Origin of the sequence: Hanstruepera flava, from assembly GCF_023634025.1 — a bacterium.
Taxonomy (GTDB): Bacteria; Bacteroidota; Bacteroidia; order Flavobacteriales; family Flavobacteriaceae; genus Hanstruepera; species Hanstruepera flava.
Window position 1 is genome coordinate 510,272 of the sequence record NZ_JALJCW010000002.1, and the last position, 18,806, is coordinate 529,077.

23 protein-coding genes are annotated in these 18,806 nt (G+C 34.8%); 13 read left to right on the top strand and 10 right to left on the bottom strand.

Annotated features, from left to right (window positions below; genetic code table 11):
- Nucleotides 1-7: 7 nt before the first annotated feature.
- From MTX13_RS09895 to MTX13_RS09905, 3 genes are all read left to right on the top strand, one after another.
- Entirely contained in the window at nt 8-856 is an 849-nt protein-coding gene (locus MTX13_RS09895) for a DUF4252 domain-containing protein (protein ID WP_250434490.1), read from the top strand.
- A 91-nt stretch (nt 857-947) separates the two neighbouring features.
- Nucleotides 948-1,511 carry a DUF4252 domain-containing protein gene (locus tag MTX13_RS09900; protein ID WP_250434491.1) on the top strand — a complete coding sequence of 188 codons (564 nt, stop codon included), beginning with the start codon at nt 948-950 and terminating at the stop codon, nt 1,509-1,511.
- A 21-nt stretch (nt 1,512-1,532) separates the two neighbouring features.
- On the top strand, nt 1,533-2,075 hold the full coding sequence (locus MTX13_RS09905) for a DUF4252 domain-containing protein (protein ID WP_250434492.1): 543 nt from the start codon (nt 1,533-1,535) through the stop codon (nt 2,073-2,075).
- Nucleotides 2,076-2,121: 46 nt separating this feature from the next.
- Here the strand turns inward: MTX13_RS09905 and MTX13_RS09910 are convergent, their stop codons facing one another.
- Nucleotides 2,122-2,337, bottom strand: coding sequence for a hypothetical protein (locus MTX13_RS09910; RefSeq protein WP_250434493.1), 216 nt, complete (start codon nt 2,335-2,337; stop codon nt 2,122-2,124).
- A gap of 7 nt (nt 2,338-2,344) precedes the next feature.
- Nucleotides 2,345-3,688 (bottom strand): adenylosuccinate lyase, encoded by a 1,344-nt coding sequence (gene purB, locus MTX13_RS09915; protein WP_250434494.1) that lies wholly within the window; start codon nt 3,686-3,688, stop codon nt 2,345-2,347.
- Between the two features lie 124 nt (nt 3,689-3,812).
- Here purB and MTX13_RS09920 point away from each other — a divergent pair, with 124 nt between their 5' ends.
- A complete protein-coding gene (locus MTX13_RS09920; protein ID WP_250434495.1) occupies nt 3,813-4,793 on the top strand; it encodes a DUF1028 domain-containing protein in 981 nt (326 codons plus the stop codon).
- Between the two features lie 4 nt (nt 4,794-4,797).
- Complete coding sequence (locus MTX13_RS09925; protein WP_250434496.1) at nt 4,798-5,568, top strand: hypothetical protein; 771 nt, start codon at nt 4,798-4,800, stop codon at nt 5,566-5,568.
- A gap of 4 nt (nt 5,569-5,572) precedes the next feature.
- Here MTX13_RS09925 and MTX13_RS09930 read toward each other — a convergent pair whose 3' ends face one another.
- Nucleotides 5,573-6,136 (bottom strand): adenylosuccinate lyase, encoded by a 564-nt coding sequence (locus MTX13_RS09930; RefSeq protein WP_250434497.1) that lies wholly within the window; start codon nt 6,134-6,136, stop codon nt 5,573-5,575.
- A 38-nt stretch (nt 6,137-6,174) separates the two neighbouring features.
- On the opposite strand from MTX13_RS09930, the gene MTX13_RS09935 reads away from it, so the two are divergent.
- Together MTX13_RS09935 and MTX13_RS09940 are read left to right on the top strand one after the other, a co-directional pair.
- On the top strand, nt 6,175-6,645 hold the full coding sequence (locus tag MTX13_RS09935; protein ID WP_250434499.1) for a heme-binding domain-containing protein: 471 nt from the start codon (nt 6,175-6,177) through the stop codon (nt 6,643-6,645).
- Nucleotides 6,646-6,648: 3 nt separating this feature from the next.
- The gene (locus tag MTX13_RS09940; RefSeq protein ID WP_250434501.1) at nt 6,649-7,881 is read left to right on the top strand and encodes a glycosyltransferase; all 1,233 of its coding nucleotides are present in this window, start codon (nt 6,649-6,651) and stop codon (nt 7,879-7,881) included.
- Nucleotides 7,882-7,913: 32 nt separating this feature from the next.
- Here the strand turns inward: MTX13_RS09940 and MTX13_RS09945 are convergent, their stop codons facing one another.
- Nucleotides 7,914-8,423 carry a hypothetical protein gene (locus tag MTX13_RS09945; RefSeq protein ID WP_250434502.1) on the bottom strand — a complete coding sequence of 170 codons (510 nt, stop codon included), beginning with the start codon at nt 8,421-8,423 and terminating at the stop codon, nt 7,914-7,916.
- Between the two features lie 193 nt (nt 8,424-8,616).
- Between MTX13_RS09945 and MTX13_RS09950 the strand changes: the two genes are divergently transcribed.
- Nucleotides 8,617-10,182 carry a serine hydrolase gene (locus MTX13_RS09950; RefSeq protein WP_250434504.1) on the top strand — a complete coding sequence of 522 codons (1,566 nt, stop codon included), beginning with the start codon at nt 8,617-8,619 and terminating at the stop codon, nt 10,180-10,182.
- A gap of 35 nt (nt 10,183-10,217) precedes the next feature.
- Nucleotides 10,218-10,904: a DUF6090 family protein gene (locus MTX13_RS09955; protein ID WP_250434506.1), complete on the top strand. Its 687-nt coding sequence runs from the start codon at nt 10,218-10,220 to the stop codon at nt 10,902-10,904.
- Here MTX13_RS09955 and MTX13_RS09960 read toward each other — a convergent pair.
- On the bottom strand, nt 10,896-11,576 hold the full coding sequence (locus tag MTX13_RS09960; protein ID WP_250434508.1) for an SIR2 family NAD-dependent protein deacylase: 681 nt from the start codon (nt 11,574-11,576) through the stop codon (nt 10,896-10,898). The genes MTX13_RS09955 and MTX13_RS09960 overlap by 9 nt on opposite strands.
- A 92-nt stretch (nt 11,577-11,668) precedes the next feature.
- Here MTX13_RS09960 and MTX13_RS09965 point away from each other — a divergent pair, with 92 nt between their 5' ends.
- From MTX13_RS09965 to MTX13_RS09980, 4 genes are read left to right on the top strand one after another with little or no spacing between them, the layout of a single operon-like run.
- Nucleotides 11,669-12,868, top strand: a complete 1,200-nt coding sequence (locus MTX13_RS09965; protein ID WP_250434509.1) for a CHRD domain-containing protein — start codon at nt 11,669-11,671, stop codon at nt 12,866-12,868.
- Complete coding sequence (locus MTX13_RS09970) at nt 12,869-13,522, top strand: TrmH family RNA methyltransferase (protein WP_250434511.1); 654 nt, start codon at nt 12,869-12,871, stop codon at nt 13,520-13,522.
- Nucleotides 13,523-13,565: 43 nt separating this feature from the next.
- The gene (locus MTX13_RS09975; RefSeq protein ID WP_250434513.1) at nt 13,566-14,090 is read left to right on the top strand and encodes an SRPBCC family protein; all 525 of its coding nucleotides are present in this window, start codon (nt 13,566-13,568) and stop codon (nt 14,088-14,090) included.
- Nucleotides 14,091-14,093: 3 nt separating this feature from the next.
- Nucleotides 14,094-14,468, top strand: a complete 375-nt coding sequence (locus MTX13_RS09980; protein ID WP_250434514.1) for a VOC family protein — start codon at nt 14,094-14,096, stop codon at nt 14,466-14,468.
- Nucleotides 14,469-14,477: 9 nt separating this feature from the next.
- Here MTX13_RS09980 and MTX13_RS09985 read toward each other — a convergent pair whose 3' ends face one another.
- The 5 genes from MTX13_RS09985 to MTX13_RS10005 form a co-directional block, all read right to left on the bottom strand.
- The gene (locus tag MTX13_RS09985; protein WP_250434516.1) at nt 14,478-15,251 is read right to left on the bottom strand and encodes a carboxypeptidase-like regulatory domain-containing protein; all 774 of its coding nucleotides are present in this window, start codon (nt 15,249-15,251) and stop codon (nt 14,478-14,480) included.
- An 85-nt stretch (nt 15,252-15,336) separates the two neighbouring features.
- Complete coding sequence (locus tag MTX13_RS09990; RefSeq protein WP_250434518.1) at nt 15,337-17,139, bottom strand: DEAD/DEAH box helicase; 1,803 nt, start codon at nt 17,137-17,139, stop codon at nt 15,337-15,339.
- A gap of 199 nt (nt 17,140-17,338) precedes the next feature.
- On the bottom strand, nt 17,339-17,821 hold the full coding sequence (locus tag MTX13_RS09995) for a hypothetical protein (protein ID WP_250434520.1): 483 nt from the start codon (nt 17,819-17,821) through the stop codon (nt 17,339-17,341).
- Between the two features lie 4 nt (nt 17,822-17,825).
- Nucleotides 17,826-18,263 (bottom strand): hypothetical protein, encoded by a 438-nt coding sequence (locus tag MTX13_RS10000; RefSeq protein ID WP_250434521.1) that lies wholly within the window; start codon nt 18,261-18,263, stop codon nt 17,826-17,828.
- Between the two features lie 66 nt (nt 18,264-18,329).
- The gene (locus MTX13_RS10005; protein ID WP_250434522.1) at nt 18,330-18,803 is read right to left on the bottom strand and encodes a hypothetical protein; all 474 of its coding nucleotides are present in this window, start codon (nt 18,801-18,803) and stop codon (nt 18,330-18,332) included.
- Nucleotides 18,804-18,806: the final 3 nt, after the last annotated feature.

Consider the following 18,806-nt stretch of genomic DNA (forward strand, 5'->3'; position numbering starts at 1 on the left):
TAAAAAAATGAAAACTAAAAATACTACCACAGCACATACTGCAAAAAAATATGCAGTTACCTTGTTAATGGCAATTTTACTATTACCATTGACCTCTATGGCACAAAATATTTTTGCTAAATATGATGGCAATCCAGATGTAACTTATGTGGACATCAAGCCAAAAATGTTTCAGATTTTAGCTAAAATGGACATTAATACAAATGACCCCGAAACACAAGATTATTTAGAAATGGTCAACAGTATTGCCAGTTTAAAAGTTCTTGTTACTGGAGAAAGCAGCATTTCAGCAGATATGAGTACTTGGGTTGATTCGAAATCTAAAAATTTAGATGAGTTGATGGAGGTTAGAGATGATGGAACCCTAGTTAAATTCTATGTTAAAGAAGGAAAAGATGCAGACCATGTTGAGGAGGTTTTAATTTTTGTTAATGGAATAGGCAGTCATATTAATGATTCTAATGCTAAAACAAAAGGTGACCAAAGAAATATTGAAACCGTTTTGGTTTCCCTAACAGGAAATATAGATATAACAAAAATTAATTTTGATTTAATTGGAGACCAAGTTCAACTAAAAGAATCTTCGGCTACTATATTGACTGAAGACAGTATGGTATTTAAAGATTTAAAAGTATACCCTAACCCATCACAAGATTTGGTAACTATAGATTTGCCATCAGAAATGGCCAATAGTGCCAATGTAACAGTATTGGATTCTCAAGGAAAACAATTGCAAACGCAAGACATAAATGCAAGCAAGAACACCTTAAATGTATCTGACTGGCAAGCAGGTGTATATTTAATACAAATTGAATATGGTGATTCCCGCATTGTAAAACGCTTTGTAAAAAAATAGATTAAAATCAATTATATATTAAAGACTCCAGAAGTATAATTTTTTAAATAAAAAAACAATGAAAACTATAATAAATAATAAATCAAACTCAATGAAAAAGAATGTAATTTTAATTGTAATGGCATTATTAATGATGCCCTTAACATCCATGGCGCAGGATATTTTTGCTAAATATGCCGACAATCCAGAAGTAACTTATATTTCAATTAAGCCAAAAATGTTTCAAATGTTAGCAAAGATGGATATTGACACAGATGACCCTGAAGCACAGGAATACATTAAAATGGTAAATAGTATTACCAGTTTTAAAGTAATTACTACAGGAAGTAAATCTATTTCAACAGATGTTGCTAATTGGGTGAACAAACGTAAAGGTGGTTTAGAAGAACTAATGGTAGTAAAAGACGATGGTGTTAATATGACGTTCTATGTTAAAGAAGGTCGTGATTCAGATCATGTTAGCGAATTTTTAATGTTTGTCGATGGTTTAGGAGCCATTACCAAAGAAGCAGATATTGAAATGAATGGAAAAAAACGTGAATTTGAAACCGTAGTCGTATCTTTAACAGGAGATATAGATTTAAATCAGATTTCAAAGCTGACCCAAAAAATGAACATTGAAGGCGGTGAGCACTTGGACAAAAAGAAACAGTAATTTGAATTGCTATTAGATATTATGAAAACATCAATCAAAACAATTTTTTACGGTTTACTAGCAAGTATCTTGCTAGTAAGCTGTAATAATGGGCCAACATTGCAAACCTATTTTGTAGATAATCAAGAAGCGCCGAATTTCATTTCGGCAGACTTGCCAACATCTGTTGTAAAGCTAGATGAAGCTAGTTTGTCTGAAGATCAGAAAGAGGCTTACAGTTCATTAAAGAAACTAAATTTCTTGGGCTATAAAATGAGCGAAACCAATTCAGATACCTATAAAGCAGAACTAGAAAAAGTAAAGCTAATTTTGCAAGACAAAAAGTATATAGAGCTTATGGAATTTAGAGATCAAGCCATGAAGTTTGAAATAAAGTACATTGGTGATGACGATTCCGCCGATGAGGTCGTAATTTTTGCCAATTCCCCAGACATGGGTTTCGGGATTATACGTGTGTTAGGTGACGACATGCGTCCAGAAAAAATAGCAACACTGACCAATGCTGTTCAAAGTGCAGATTTTGATAAATCGCAATTAGACGGTATTACAGATTTTTTTAAGTAATATCTATTATATATAAATAAAAAAGGGATCAATTTGATCCCTTTTTTTATATCTCGTTTTGATTAGAATTATCCAATTCACCAGTTTGCTCATCTGGTGCTTTTTTACTCTTAATAATTAAAATGTTGGCAATAATTATTAAAAAGCCAACAATCAGCAAGCCAATAACGGCATAGTTATCCAAAATGCCAATTATACCACAAGCTGAAAAGCCTAAAGCAACTACAGCAGAAAGAATTAAAGATTGTTTATCGGTAAGCATAACAACACTAAATACCAGTATAATTACTAGGCGAAATAGCTTTAAGTTCGGTTTTTATTTCATTTGAGACCTCTAATGTATCAATAAAATTTGAAATGGAATTTTGATTGATTTTTTCATTGGTTCTGGTCAATCCCTTTAATGCTTCATAGGGGTTAGGGTAGCCTTCACGTCTCAAAATAGTTTGAATGGCTTCGGCAACAACAGCCCAATTATTTTCTAGGTCTTCGGCAAACTTGTCTTCGTTCAGCAATAATTTGTTCAGGCCTTTTAAAGTCGATTTAAAACCAATTAACGTATGTCCAAAAGGAACACCCACATTACGTAGAACCGTACTATCTGTTAAATCACGTTGTAGACGCGAAATAGGAAGCTTGGCTGATAAATGCTCAAATATAGCATTGGCAATGCCCAAATTACCTTCGCTGTTTTCAAAATCTATTGGATTCACTTTATGTGGCATAGCAGAACTGCCTACTTCGCCAGCCTTAATTTTTTGCTTGAAGTAATCCATAGAAACGTAAGTCCAGATATCTCTGTCTAAATCTATAATTATGGTATTGATACGTTTTAGGCAATCAAACAAAGCCGCCATATGGTCGTAATGTTCAATCTGGGTTGTAGGGAAGGAGTGATACAACCCTAATTTACCTTGAACAAAATCACCACCAAAAGTTTTCCAATCAACATTAGGATAGGCTACTTTATGAGCATTGAAATTCCCTGTTGCGCCTCCAAATTTGGCTGCACTAGGTATATCGTTCAATAAATTAAATTGCTCTTTTAAACGTGTGGTAAAAACGGCAATTTCCTTTCCTAATCGTGTAGGAGAAGCAGGTTGACCGTGAGTTCTAGCTAACATAGGTACATTTGACCATTCTTGCGAGAGGGCCTCAAGCTTTTCCAATACCATCATATATTCAGGAACGTACACATCATTCATGGCATCCTTAATACTTAAAGGAATAGCTGTATTGTTAATATCTTGCGAGGTCAACCCAAAATGGATAAACTCTTTGTACTTTGAAATGTTTAAAGCATCAAATTTTTCCTTAATAAAGTATTCAACAGCTTTAACGTCGTGGTTTGTAACCTTCTCTATATCTTTTATTGCCGAAGCATCAATTGCTGTGAAATTTTTATAAATAGCACGTAAATCATCAAATAAATCCGAGTTAAAATCAGCAAGTTGTGGCAACGGGATTTCGCATAATGCAATAAAGTATTCTATTTCTACTTGAACGCGATATTTTATTAAGGCTTCTTCAGAGAAATAAGGTGCTAATTTTTCAACTTTATTTCTATAACGACCATCAACAGGAGAGATGGCATTTAATGATGATATAGACATGATTTTGCTTTGTTTTTGAAAGATGCAAAGATAATCTTTTTACTTCGAAGAGCGAAGTTTGAGCCAATAAGATTTAGGGACGTATTTTATTTTTTAAGTATATTAGATTTATAAACTTTTTACCATGAACAAATACTTTCTATTACTCGTTTTTTTTCTTTCAGAACTTACTTATAGTCAAGTATACAAAAAATCAGAACCCTTCACGCACACCTATTCCATAGTTGCGCGCGATTCCGTTACTGGTGAAATGGGCGTTGCTGTACAGAGCCATTGGTTTAGTGTTGGTAGTATTGTCACATATGGTAAAGCAGGAGTTGGTGTTGTGGCCACACAGTCATTAGTAAATCCGAGTTATGGTCCTAAAGGTTTGGCTTTAATGTCAGAGGGTAAGTCACCTCAAGACGCATTAAATACTTTACTAGCTCAAGATTCTGGACAAATGTACAGGCAAGTTGCATTTTTAAACTCAAAAGGTGAAGTGGCAACACATACTGGTGATTTATGTATAGCTGAAGCTGGACACAAGCAAGGCAATAACTTTTCTGTTCAAGCTAATATGATGTTAAAGAATACTGTTTGGGATGCTATGGCAGAAGCCTTTGAAAGGGCAAAAGGATCATTAAGTGAACGCATTTTAGCTGCAATGAAAGCTGCAGAAAACGAAAGAGGTGACATACGCGGAAAACAGTCGGCTGCCATATTAATTGTAAAAGGCGAATCTACCGGTAATTCATGGGAAGATAAAGTTATGGATTTGCGTGTTGAAGATCATGATAATCCCATTCAGGAATTAGAACGATTAATCCAAATTCATAAGGCATACGATTTTATGAATAAAGGTGATTTGGCTATGGAACATGGCAATTCAACCGAAGCCGAAACGCTTTACATGAAAGCTCAAAACCTGTTCCCTGAAAACTTGGAAATGCAATATTGGTATGCAATCAATCTATTAAACAACAAACAATTTGAAAAGGCTAAACCCATTCTAAAATCAATTTTTAAACAAAACAAGGACTGGAAAACTTTGACCTCGCGACTTGTTGTAAGTAAATTGTTGCTAGTTACGAATGAAGAACTTCAGGACATTTTAAAATGGTAGCATAATGGGACGTATACATCTATTTGAATTTGAAGATCAAAGATGGTTTCCAAATTTTTTAAGGAATTATGGTACAGACTTTTTACAATTCTTATCAAATAAAACGAAACTATATAAGCCAATTATTCCAATTATCAAAAAGGGTTTAAGTAAAGTCGATACCAATCAAATTGTAGATTTGGGTTCGGGTGGAGGTGGTGGATTACTATGGTTGAATAGCGAATTGATAAAGGACATTCCTGACTTAAAAATTATTCTAACGGATTATTATCCCAATATTCCAGCTTTTGAATACACTAAAAAGCAAGCTGATAATTTTGAGTTTATAAGTGTCTCTATCGATGCCAGAAATGTTCCCAAAGAATTGAAAGGGTTAAGAACCCAGTTCTTGTCATTACATCATTTTAAACCTCTCGATGCCCGACAAATTCTTCAAAATGCTATAGATTCAAATGCTACTATTGCCATTTTTGAAGCGCAAGAACGAAGTGTTCCTAGTATATTGGCCATGCTGTTTTCTCCTATAAGTGTATGGCTAACTACGCCTTTTATAAGGCCATTTAAGTTTGGACGTATTTTGTTTACGTACATTATTCCAATTATTCCGCTATTTGTACTGTGGGATGGTGTCGTGTCTTCATTGCGAACCTATTCTGTAAAGGAAATGCAAGAATTGGTTACAAGTTTGGACAATTCTGATGATTATAATTGGGATATGGGAAAACTAAAGTCTGGTCCAGGTGTTGTTTTGTATATGCTGGGCACTAAAACATAAACAGTTACGGTTTTATTTTCTTCAAAATATGTCGTGCTCTGGCTTTAAATCCGGAGCTCTGCATTTGGTAGTCACGTTCCAGAATAAGTGCCAATTCGGGATGAATCCAATCATAATCTTGTCCAAGTAAAAATAAGGTGTTCATGGCATAGGCTTTTGGCGCTATCTTTTCATCATTAATCATATAATCAAAACAGGCTTCAATAATGCGTTCTTTGTGTTTAGGCGTTAAAGCCATTTTTATCTTATTATCTGTTTTGGAATAATAGGCTTTTGTTAAGTACTCGCAGACTTTAGCAACTGGCCTTACAGCCGAATCTAAATGAACTTTGCCAAAGTTTTCTGTAAACGTATCAAGATAAGGGATAGCTGCTTCCAGGTTTTCACCACACATAAACTCAAAAACCCAAGCCGCTCTGCAGGACACCTTATCGTCAACCATAAATAGAATTTCCAAAAGTTTGGGAATTAAATTAGGATTGTCAATCACTAAATTGGCATAATACAAGCGTTTTTCACGGGAGTGATTAACATAATTTAATTCTTCGTAAAGTTGTTCTGTAGTCACGAATATTTTCTATTTTTAAAAATCTAAAATTACACAAAATGAAACTATTTAAGAAACTCCTAGTCATACTGTTAGTCCTTTTCGTTATCGCACAATTTTTTGGGCCAGAAAAGAACGATGGCGATTTAGCCATTAACGCCTTTATAAATGATACCAACCCACCACAAGATGTTGAAGCTATTTTAAAGGAATCTTGCTACGATTGCCATAGTAATTCCACAAGATATCCTTGGTATAACAATATTACACCTGTTAATTATTGGTTGGCAGACCATGTAAAGCATGGTAAGGGGCATTTTAATGTATCGGTTTGGGACGAATACTCTACCAAGAAAAAAGACCATAAGTTAGAAGAGTTAATTGAAATGGTTGAAGAAAAAGAAATGCCACTAAATTCCTATACATGGACTCATGGTGAAGCTAAACTGACTGATGCACAAATACAATCGGTTATTAACTGGGCACAAGCCGTTAGAATTAAATACGGTTTAGAAGCAAAACCAGAATAGTTTATGAATCAATTGCTCATCATAGGCTATGTATGGCCAGAACCCAAAAGTTCTGCGGCAGGAAGTCGAATGATGCAGCTTATTGATACCTTTCAATCCTTAAACTATCACATTACATTTGCGAGTCCTTGTGAGAAAAAGGATCAAGCGTATGATTTAGCAAAACTGAATATTAATACTGTTTCCATTGAAGTAAATTCCAGTTCTTTTGATGATTTTGTTACTGAATTGAAACCCAATGTTGTATTGTTTGACCGGTTTATGATGGAAGAACAATTTGGCTGGCGTGTTTCTGAAAACTGCCCAAATGCATTACGAATTCTAGACACCGAAGATTTACACGGATTACGAAAAGGCAGACATCAAGCTTTTAAGGACAACAAACCATTTGATAGAACGTATTTATTAAATGATACTTTTAAAAGAGAATTAGCTAGTATTTATAGAAGTGATTTAAGCTTGATTATTTCAGAGTTTGAAATGGAATTACTTACAAATGAGTTAAAGGTAGATCGATCGCTTTTAGTTTACCTGCCGTTTATGGAGGATAGGATAGAAGAGGAGGTTGAAGGGCAACTTCCTAATTTTGAAGCACGACAACATTTTATCACTATAGGCAACTTTTTACATGAACCCAATTATCAAGCGGTTTTGTACCTTAAAAAAACTATTTGGCCATTAATCAGAAAACAATTGCCCAAAGCAGAAATGCATGTATATGGAGCCTATGCTTCACAAAAAGTCCTGCAACTACATAATGAAAGGGAAGGCTTTATCATCAAGGGTTTTGCTGATGATGTTAATCAAGTCATGCAACAAGCTAAAGTGTGTTTGGCTTCCTTACAGTTTGGTGCAGGACTAAAAGGCAAGTTGATTGATGCCATGAAAAACGGTACGCCTTGCGTTATGTCTCAAATTGCTGCCGAAGGTATGTTTGGAAGTTTAGAACCTAACGGTTGTATTACAGAAAACCCAATGGAATTTGCTGAACAAGCTGTTGCGTTGTATATTGATGAGTCGCTTTGGAAAACCAAACAACAGAATGGCTTTAGGGTTCTAAATACACGATTTGATAAAGAAGCGCATAAACGAGAGTTTACAAACCGATTACAAAAACTTCTGGACAACTTACAAAACCATAGGCTTAATAATACAATAGGGCAGATGTTACAACATCAAACTTTACAAAGCACCAAGTATATGAGTAAATGGATTGAGGAGAAGAATCGCCCCTAATATCAGAAGCAATGAACTTTAGCCGTTGTTAGCTACAGTTTTTTATATTCAATTTTTTCCGCTGTCATTATTTTCTCAATTCGTCTAATCAAACTTAAAATAGTTGAGTTAGCGAATAATTCAATTAACAGTATGTAAATCAGTCCAAAAATTGGAAGAACGAAAATCATAAGACTTTCATTAACTCCATTCGTGAAAGTTTGATAAATTGCAATAACAATTGTCAGAATGATAAAGAAAATTGCAAACCAAAAATGAATATTATAAGTCATTCCGTTTTTTCTTTTCAGAATCAGTTTACTTTCAGTTCCGTCGCTATTTGAATTAACCGATTTCAAATTTAGTTTAACAAGAGGACCTAAATTCGGCTCTGTGTATAGCATAGAAAATGTATTTGAAAGGTCAAATCCGCCATCATCAGAATACTCACCAGAAATATTATTCTGTTTACTAAAATTTTTTTGATTTATTTCAGTTCGGATTATTTCGTTCAGTCGATTTGCTCCACCTTTTATTTTATATTCAACTGCTTTTTCTTTCAACGATTTGGTTGGTTTAAATTGTAGCTAACGTACTGATATGAATTGTTGGAATTATTTATATCAGGTGTAAACGAATTTAGTAGTTTAAATTGATAAATTCAAATGATATGCAGTACTGTTTATAACAATAGGAATTCCTTATGGAATTAGCTATCTTTCAAATCGTTAATTATTAATCAACCAACTATTCTTTATGAAATCCACAAAAAGAAAAGCAACATTATTCCTATTTCTTATTACATGTTGCATTAGCCAGATTCATGCACAAGTTACCTCACAACAAATAGATTCTATTGTTAATTATGCTATGACCAAGTTTAATGTGGCTGGTTGTGCGGTTGCCGTTGTAAAAGATGGTAGCATATTGCATGAAAAGGGCTATGGTATTAAATCTATTGAAACCAAAGCGCTTGTTAATGAGCATACTAATTTTGCCATAGCATCTAACAGTAAGGCTTTTACAACTGTTGCGTTAGCACTGTTAGTTGAAGAAGGCAAACTCAATTGGGATGATAAGGTAAAAACACATATTCCAGAGTTCACGATGTATAACGATTATGTGGAAGAGAATTTTAATATTATCGATTTGGTTACACACAGAAGTGGTTTAGGTTTAGGTGTGGGAGACCTCATGTTTTTCCCACAGGGTTCAGATTTTACTATAGATGATTTGTTGTCTAGCTTTCAGCATTTTAAGCAAGAATCAGATTTTCGTACCAAATGGGACTATGATAATTTATTGTATTTAGTAGCAGGAGAGCTCATTGCCAGAAAAAGTGGTATGACATGGGAAGCTTTTGTTGAAAGTAGAATTTTTGAACCTTTAGGAATGGATAATACTCATGGTTCTTTATCCAATGTAAATGATATAGATAACTTATCGGCTTCGCATTCTACAGAAAAAGGAGACATTAGAGTTATTCCAATTTTTGAAGAAATGATTAATGGTGCTGCAGGAGGTATTTTTTCAAATGTCAACGATTTATCGCAATGGATGCTATTGCAATTAAATAAAGGAAAATATGGTGATAATTTAAGTAGCCAATTGTTCACACAAGCCAACCATAATGAAATGTGGAAAATACATACGGTTATGGACGTAGATCGCAATCCACGTTACAACTCACACTTTTCAGGTTATGGCTTGGGTTGGTTTTTGTCTGATGTTAAAGGCAATATGAAGGTAGAGCACACAGGAGGTTTACCAGGTATGTTATCGCAAACTATTTTAATTCCTGATATGAATTTGGGTATCGTTATTTTAACCAATACCAGTAATGATGGTGGCGCCATGTTTTCTGCCATATCCAATACCATTTTGGACATGTATTTTGAGCTGGATGATTTTAAGTGGATTGATAAGTATGCTGCCTATATGAAATCGTTTAAAAGTGGTGACGATGCTGCAACAAACAAGGTTTGGGAAGCTGTAGCGAGTATGGATCAAGGTGCAGTTGAAGTGAATAAATATATAGGTATTTATGAAGATGTTTGGTTTGGTAAAATTGAAGTATTTATGAAGGATGACCAATTATGGATTAAATGTCATCGTTCACCTTTACTCAATGGTCCTTTAAAACATTATAAAGATGAAACCTTTGCTATTAAATGGGAATATCAAGATATGAATGCCGATGCTTTTGCTATGTTCACATTAGATGAAAACGGAAAAGCTAACGGTTTTACTATGAAAGGTATTTCACCTAATATTGATTTTAGTTTCGATTTTCAGGATTTGAACCTTAAGCGTGTAGATTAATGGTTTCAGCATTACGAAAAATCAGAAAGAAATTAATGGAGCAAAATAGGGCACAGCGCTATTTCTTTTATGCCATTGGGGAAATTGTTCTAGTGGTTATAGGTATTCTCATTGCTTTACAGATTAATACATGGAATAAGGAGAAGCAAAATAGAGTACATGAAAAAACCATTTTGAAGAACCTAAAAGAGGATTTAGAAATTCAAAAACAACTGATAAAACAACAAATAGAATATGAAAGTGTTGTTTTGGCGCAAGTTGATTCGGCAAAAAAGTTTGTTTCAGATACGGCAGATAAAGCCGTTTTATCTAGGTTTTTTTATGAACTTCAAGGAAGACATACGTTCAAAGCCAATCGTGCAACGTTTAGTAATATGATTTCCAGCGGTAGTATTAACCTTATTATAAATGAAGATTTACAACATAACATTATACGTTATTTTCAGCGTTTAGATTATGTGGAGTCTGTTGTCAACAATAACAATTTATTTATGACTGATGTTAATTTTGGTGCTTTTGTTGCCAACAACGGATTAGGGTTAGAAGTCGATGAGCAAAATAATATCGTTTCAGAAACAATATTCAACAATAATCATAAAGCTACAATTTTTGCCCAACTTAATTATAGGCGAGGCGGTTCAGAAAGTATCAAAAATTTAAGCCAAACATTATTGGAGTTGACTAACACCTTAATTCAGGAAATAGAACAGTACTTAAAGTAACTTTAGTTGTTCAATAGCTTGGCTCACACCAACGGTTGCTGGCTCTGAAATAACAGTAAGATTAATAGAGCTGTTCATTGCTGGATTAGGGTCTATAAAAAAGGTTTGTGTACCATTGGGTACGTAGTGCATTAAACTTGCTGCAGGATATACTTGCATACTTGTGCCAATTATCATTAATACATCTGCTGTTACGCATACTTCAATAGCTTTTTCAATCATCGGTACAGCTTCACCAAACCAAACAATATGTGGTCGCATTTGATAACCTTGTTGACAAACATCTCCTAAAATCAAATCGGTTGTCCAATCAACAACATCTTGTTCATTGTAAGTACTTCTGGCTTTCAGTAGTTCACCGTGTAAGTGTAAAACGTTAGAACTGCCTGAACGCTCATGTAAATCATCAACATTTTGTGTAATTATAGATACTTTGTAGTCATGTTCAAGATTGGCTAAATCATAATGTGCAGTATTTGGTTTGACTTCTAATAACTGTCTGCGTCTTTGGTTGTAAAACTCTAAAACCAATTCCGGATTTCGGGCAAAACCTTCTGGCGAGGCTACTTTCATAACATCATGACCTTCCCAAAGTCCATTGGCATCGCGAAAGGTTTTTAAACCACTTTCGGCACTCATGCCTGCTCCAGTAAGTACAACTATATGCTTCATGGTTTAAAATTATAAAAATTACGAGATAATAATTAATAACTTATTTGGTTTTATAGTATAAATTGTAAATTTAGAGTGTTATTAAATTATTTATGAAGAAATCTATTTTACTACTGTTTTCTATTGCGGCAATTCTATTTACCAATTGTGCCAGTGATGAAAATTCAATTCCCATCGATTCAAGTTTAACTTACATTGAATACGATTTAAGTGCTGTGGAAAACCCTGTTGTTACCGGTTATGTGCGTTTTGTTAAAGGTGAAGACCAATCTATTACTGCGCAAGTTATTTTGTCTGGATTAGATACCAATAACGGTAGTCATCCTGCCCGTATTTATTATGAATCAGCAGTTGAAGGTGGTTCTATCGCCATCACTTTAAATCCAGTTAATAGTAATACAGGAAGAAGTACTACAACATTTACAGCGTTAGACGACGGTACACCAATTACTTACGAAGAGCTTATAATTTTTAACGGACACTTAAATGTACATGTAAGTTCCAATAATTTAGATTCTCTTTTAGCGCAAGGCGATATTGGAGAAAATGATTTAACTGGAAATACAAAAACGTATGCTTTAAGCGATGTAGATATGTCTGGAATTAGTGGTACTGCAAAATTTTCTGAACGTGAAAACGGAGAAGCTTTAGCAGTTATTGAGCTAGCCAATACTGTTAATGGCTCTGTGCATCCAGCCCATATTCATGGCAATACAGCTCTTGAGGGTGGAGCAGTAGTTTTTACATTTAATAACATAAATGGCGATACAGGTATTAGCAAAACTAATGTTTCGCAATTAGATGATGGTACCGAGTTTGGCTTTACAGATATCACAGAATATGATGGTCATATTAATGTGCATTTAGATCCCACAAATCTGCAAACTATAGTATCGCATGGCGATATAGGTGAAAACGAATTGACAGGAGCTGCATTGGCTTATCCGCTAAACGAAGTGGATGTGCCAGGTATTCAAGGGACAGCAACATTTTACCAAAGAAACAATGGAATGTCATTGGCTGTTATCACTTTGGAAAATGCCGTGCCAGGAGCTTCTTATCCAAGTCATATACATTCCAATGATTTGGCAACAACAGGGCCAATTATTTTTACATTTAATAATGTAGATGGTGATACAGGAATTAGCGAAACAAATATTGAAATGCTTGATGATGGCACATCATTTGGCTATGATGAGGTAGGAACTGTAAATGGATATATAAATGTGCATTTAAGTGATACACAATTGGATGTTTTGGTGGCTCAAGGTAACATTGGTTCAAACAATTAAATGATAGATTTAGCATTATTGGAGCATTTGGAAGGCTATTTAACAGAAAATAGAAAAGCCAGGTTCCAAAATGTGTTATCACAGCGCACTAAACATTTTACAGTTGCTATAGAAGATGTTTATCAACTTCATAACACCAGTGCCGTAATTAGAAGCTGTGATGTTTTTGGAATACAGGAAGTCCATATTGTTGAAGAGATAAACAGTAAACGTATTGATCGGGAAATTGCTATGGGAGCTCAAAAATGGGTCGATTTAAACCGTTATAATAATGTAAAGGACTGTTTGGCCAGTTTGCGAAAGCAAGGCTATCAAATTGTAGCTACAACACCACATACAAACGATTGTTTACTTCAAGATTTTGATATTAGCAAAAAGTCCTGTTTCTTTTTTGGACGTGAAACCGAGGGTTTATCTCAAGACGTGTTGGATCAAGCTGACTGTTACCTTAAAATTCCTATGTATGGTTTTACAGAGAGTTTAAACATTTCTGTTTCGGCAGCAATTTTACTTCAAGATGTTACCACACGTTTAAAAAAATCTACAATTAATTGGGAATTGACTGAAACCGAAAAGCTGGAAAAACGTCTGGATTGGATAAAAAAGACTGTTAAAAGTTACGATGATATTGTTAAAAGATTTTATAATCCATAAATGATTTACTAGTTTTAGAATAACTAACTAACATTTTATTCTTATGATTATTCTCTATATCCTTTTAGGCCTTCTGGCTCTAATTTTGGTTTTAGCCCTTGTTGCTCCTAGAAACTACGAAGTTAATCGCAGTGTTGTTATCAATAAATCTGTTCCTGAAGTTTTCAATTACATTAAGCATGTTAAAAATCAAAACGATTGGTCGCCCTGGAAACAAAAGGATCCGAATATGAAGCAGGAATTTATAGGTACGGATGGCGAAATTGGCTTCATTTCAAAATGGGAAGGCAATAAAGATGTAGGTACGGGTGAGCAGGAAATAATACTAATAGATGAAAACCAAAGAATGGAAACACAATTGCGGTTTTTTAAACCCTGGAAATCACAATCTATTGGTTATTTTACGGTTGAAGAACTTGAGCCTAATCAAACTAAAGTAGTTTGGGGTTTTAAAGGTGTAAATCCAATACCATTTAATATTATGATGCTCTTTTTTAATTTTGAAAAGGCAGTTGGTAAGGATTTTGAAGAGGGTTTAACTAAATTGAAAACTGTTTTAGAACGATAAATTATGGAAAATAATATGGTTGGCTGGTTTGAAATACCAGTATCAGATATGGACAGGGCCAAAGCTTTTTATGAAGCGGTATTTAAAATTGATATTCATGTCGTAGATTTTGGTGGCATATTAATGGGTTGGTTTCCAGACAGAGGTCAGGCGCCAGGAGCGCAAGGCACATTAATAAAGCAAGAATCTTATATACCAAGTCAAGAAGGAACGTTGGTGTATTTTATTTCCGAAAATGTACAAAACGAATTAGATAGAATTGAAGCAGCAGGAGGTAAAATCTACCAGCCCAAAACACAAATTTCTCCCGAACATGGATATATGGGTGTATTTTTGGATACTGAAGGGAATAGGGTAGCGTTACACTCTAGAGCTTAATTGTAATAATTAACCTCTACTTCGGCTACGGCTCAATACTTTGTATTCTTCATAGCATTCGCTAATAGCGTCAAGTAGTTGTAAATCGTTAGCGGAATTTATAAAATCTGCCGAGTAGTTGCATTGTCTCACAATTTCATCTAAGTCTACTTTATCTACCTGTAACAAAACCATGAGCATTTCGCGGTCATAACGAGAGGCCAACAAATTACGAATTTCATCATCTTGCTTCATTTGTTTAAGCTTTCTCATTTCATTTCCTTTTTTTCCAAACATATTATGTAAAAAATCGGCAGGATTAAAAATGGCACCTAAAACTTTGTTTACAGCATTGGATCTATTGACAGCCTCATAACCTGTAGATGGCAGTCCTGAAATTCTGTAGCGATAATTGGTATTAATTGGTACTTGCTGGATATCAACTTCTAGAAAACCAGTTAAACGAAACTCATTAATAACTACTTCTTCAAGAGCTAAAGCTAGTTCTGTTAACTGAATTGTAGAACTCCCATATTTAATCCAGTCATTGGTTACACGAACCTTGATAGATTTAAAACCTAAATACGAAAAATGTAAGGTATCATTAGGCTTTGCTCTTAATTCAAAATCGCCCTCTTCGTTGGTTGTGGTTCCAATTACTTGAGATAAGTTAACAATATTTACACCTTCTAAAGGCTCGGCTTTGGTAGCATTTATTACTTTACCCAATACAAACGTATCGTCTTGCGAAAAGCCAAAAGCTGACACAAGAAAAAATATAAGTAGGAAAAAGCAATTTTTCATTTCGACTAAATTAGGGATAAAAGTACTAAACAAAAAAATAGATTAGGCTTTTATCCCTTAATTTGACTTAATATTAACAAATAGCTTATCGTCTTGAGCGTCTTGGTCTAGAAGAACCTGAAGATGTTCTAGTTTCAGAACGCCTAGGTTTTGATCCGCCTTCAGAGCTTCTACGACTACGTCTATTCCCAGAGTCGTTTTTAGAACTTGATCGTCTATCGCCTCTAGGTTTGTCATCACGTCTACGTTTGCCACCATCACGGCGTCTTTTACCACGACTTGTGCTTCTGCCTTTGTCTTCACTAACTTCTACATTTACAAAACGACCATTGTGTTTGAAATCGGTAAAGAAGGCCAATACCTTTTCTTGTAACTTACTTTCGGTAGTGAAAAACGAGAAACTTTCTTTTACATCAACCTTAAAAACATCGTCACGACCCAACTCTAAAATTTCTTTTAAGAAGTCTTTCAGTTTCATCCAGTCGTAGCCATCTTTTTTACCTACATTAATAAAATACCTAGTATTGTCACCTGAATCGCCAGGACGATTACCAGAGGCATCAGCTGAAACGTTTAAGTCGTGTGATTTTTGATAGTAATTAAAGAAGCGTGTAAACTCAACCGAAAAGAATTTTTTAATCAGTTCATCTTTACTGGTATCATCAAATAGTTGATTAATACTATCTAAATATTTATCAATTTCATGATTGACTTCGGTATTGTGAACTTTGTTGGCAAGAGACATGAGTTGCACTTCGCAAATTTCCATACCGTTAGGAATATCCTTTTTTACAAAGTCCTTTTTAATAATGCGCTCAATACTTTTAATTTTTCGCACTTCACTTTTAGACACAATAACCATGGAAACCCCTGTTTTCCCAGCACGACCTGTACGACCGCTACGATGGGTGTAGGTTTCAATTTCGTCTGGTAATTGGTAATTGATTACGTGCGTAATATCATCAACATCAATACCACGAGCAGCCACATCGGTTGCCACAAGCATTTGGATCTGCTTGTTACGAAACGCTTTCATTACCAAATCCCGTTGATTCTGGCTTAAATCACCATGTAATGCACCTGCGTTATAACCATCTTCAATCAATTTTTCAGCTACTTTTTGAGTATCGCGTTTGGTTCTGCAGAACACCACCGAAAAGATATCCGGATTGGCATCAGCCAATCGTTTTAAGGCTAAATAACGGTCTCTGGCATTTACCAAATAGTATTCGTGTGACACTTGGTCACTACCAACGTTTTTTGTTCCAACAGTAATTTCAATAGGTTGGTGCATGAATTTTTTAGCAATGGTAGCCACTTCCTTGGGCATGGTAGCCGAAAACAACCAGGTACTTTTTTCTTGAGGTGTGTGTGAAAGAATATCGGTGATGTCTTCATAGAATCCCATGTTTAACATTTCATCGGCTTCATCTAAAACCGAGTATTCAATTTTTGAGATATTAACCAAACGACGGCTAATCATATCTTTCATACGGCCAGGTGTGGCTACTATAATTTGTGCACCTTTTTTGACCTCTTTGGCCTGTTCGGTAATGCTTGCACCGCCATAAATGGCTACCACATGTAAGCCTTTGCAATGTTTGCCATATTGTTTTAATTCGTTGGTGATTTGTAAACAAAGTTCACGAGTAGGCGATAGGATTAAGCCTTGCGTGGTGCGACTATCCATTTGTATTTTTTGCAACATTGGGAAACCAAAGGCTGCTGTTTTACCAGTTCCTGTTTGAGCCAATGCCACTAAATCAGTGTCTTGATCTAATAAAATTGGGATAGCTTGCGCTTGGACATCACTTGGGGTTACAAACCCCATGTCATTAATAGCTTGTAATAGGTCTTGGTTAAGACCTAAATCTTGGAATGTGTTCATTCTTAAATGTAAGTATTCGATTATGTTATAAAGTGTTACAACAGAAGCGAATCGACATACTTAACCTGAAACTTCTTGGTAACACATCCTCACCCTGAGGAATACGAAATACAAAACGCTGTATTTCAGTGGGCAAAGATACACTTTTATTTGAGATGAATTACGTTTTATAAAAACTGATTACTTGCAATGATTATTCTTATCGCAATAGAAGTATTTTTTCAGTTAGTTTGTCTATAAACTCGTGCAAATATTCTGGAGTGACGCCATAATCTGGTTCTATCCACCAGCTTTTTACAATACCGCTATGTGAGTATTCAACAAAATAATCATTAGCATCAACGCATGTTCCACATCCAAAAGTCGTTTCATTACTATTTAGTAATTCTTCAGGGAAATAATCAGGCAAATCATTAACCAGTTCGAAAAGTTCATTGTCAAGTTCTATAAAATCAAATTCTTCTATACGATTGTCATCAATAATATCTTCAAATAGCTTTTCATCTGTTAGTTTAAAAACATCTATACAAGCTTCTTCTAAATTACAATGTACAAAAGCATAATGACCAAATATTAAATAATTTTCGCCTGTAGGAACAGCCTTTGAATCATTATCATTATCACTATTACATGAAAATAAAGTAATAAAAACAGCAAGAAAGATTAGTTGTAAGTGTTTCATAGTTTTAGTTTTTATCAAAACGCCAGACTGGGCCATCCCAATCAATTTGAGATAATATGAAATCAACCTCGTCGTGGTCGAATAAATAAACCCAACTAGAGTTACCAACTTTTAATCGATGTCTTAGATTACCGTTTGGATGAGTTGCTGGAAGAACTTCAAAACTATATTCATATTCACCATTAGTATAAACATATTGTGGGTCGTCATTTCCTGAAACTACTAATAAATTGCTTGGTTTGAAATCAAAAACAATATTATCACTTGAATAATCAATTTCTAATTCGGGATCATAGTGGTAAACTGAAATAAGTTTCCACTCACCAAGTATTTGAACTTCGGGTTCAATGGTTTGTGGGATGTTTTCAGTATTGTCATCATCACTATTGCAGGAGAATAGCATAATAAAAGCAGCTAAACAATATAGTTGTAGGTTTTTCATAAGGTTGGTTTATTAGTAGATGCTCAAAACACAATTGGGTTGCGTCAAAAAATCAAAAAAGTCTTTTTAATTATGATAAGCCGTATTATGCGCCAAAGTATTACCGCAAGTACCACAATTTCCTGCAGAGGCAGCTCCTCCAACACAACCATTGCTACAAGTGTAATGCCAAACACCAGCTGCATTTTGCCCACTTTGTGCTGTAGTGTTCGTTGTTGTACTAGTTGGTGAAGCGGTTGGTGAATTGTTGGTGTTCGTATTATTATGATAGGCCTGATTATGTGCTAAAGCATTTCCACAATTACTACAATTTCCAGCGGCTGCTGCGCCACCAGCACAACCACTGGGGCATGTATAATGATATAAACCGCTTGTATTTTGAGCTGTAGTGTTTTGTTTAGCAGGTGCGTCAAAAACCTGTAAAGGTTGTAGTTCAGCTTCTTCCGTAGCTTTTTGAGGTGTTTCAGTTTTGTCCTTGCAACCTAAAATAGAAACTAAAACAGTAAGGAGCAGTATAGTAAATGGTTTAAAGTATTTCATGAC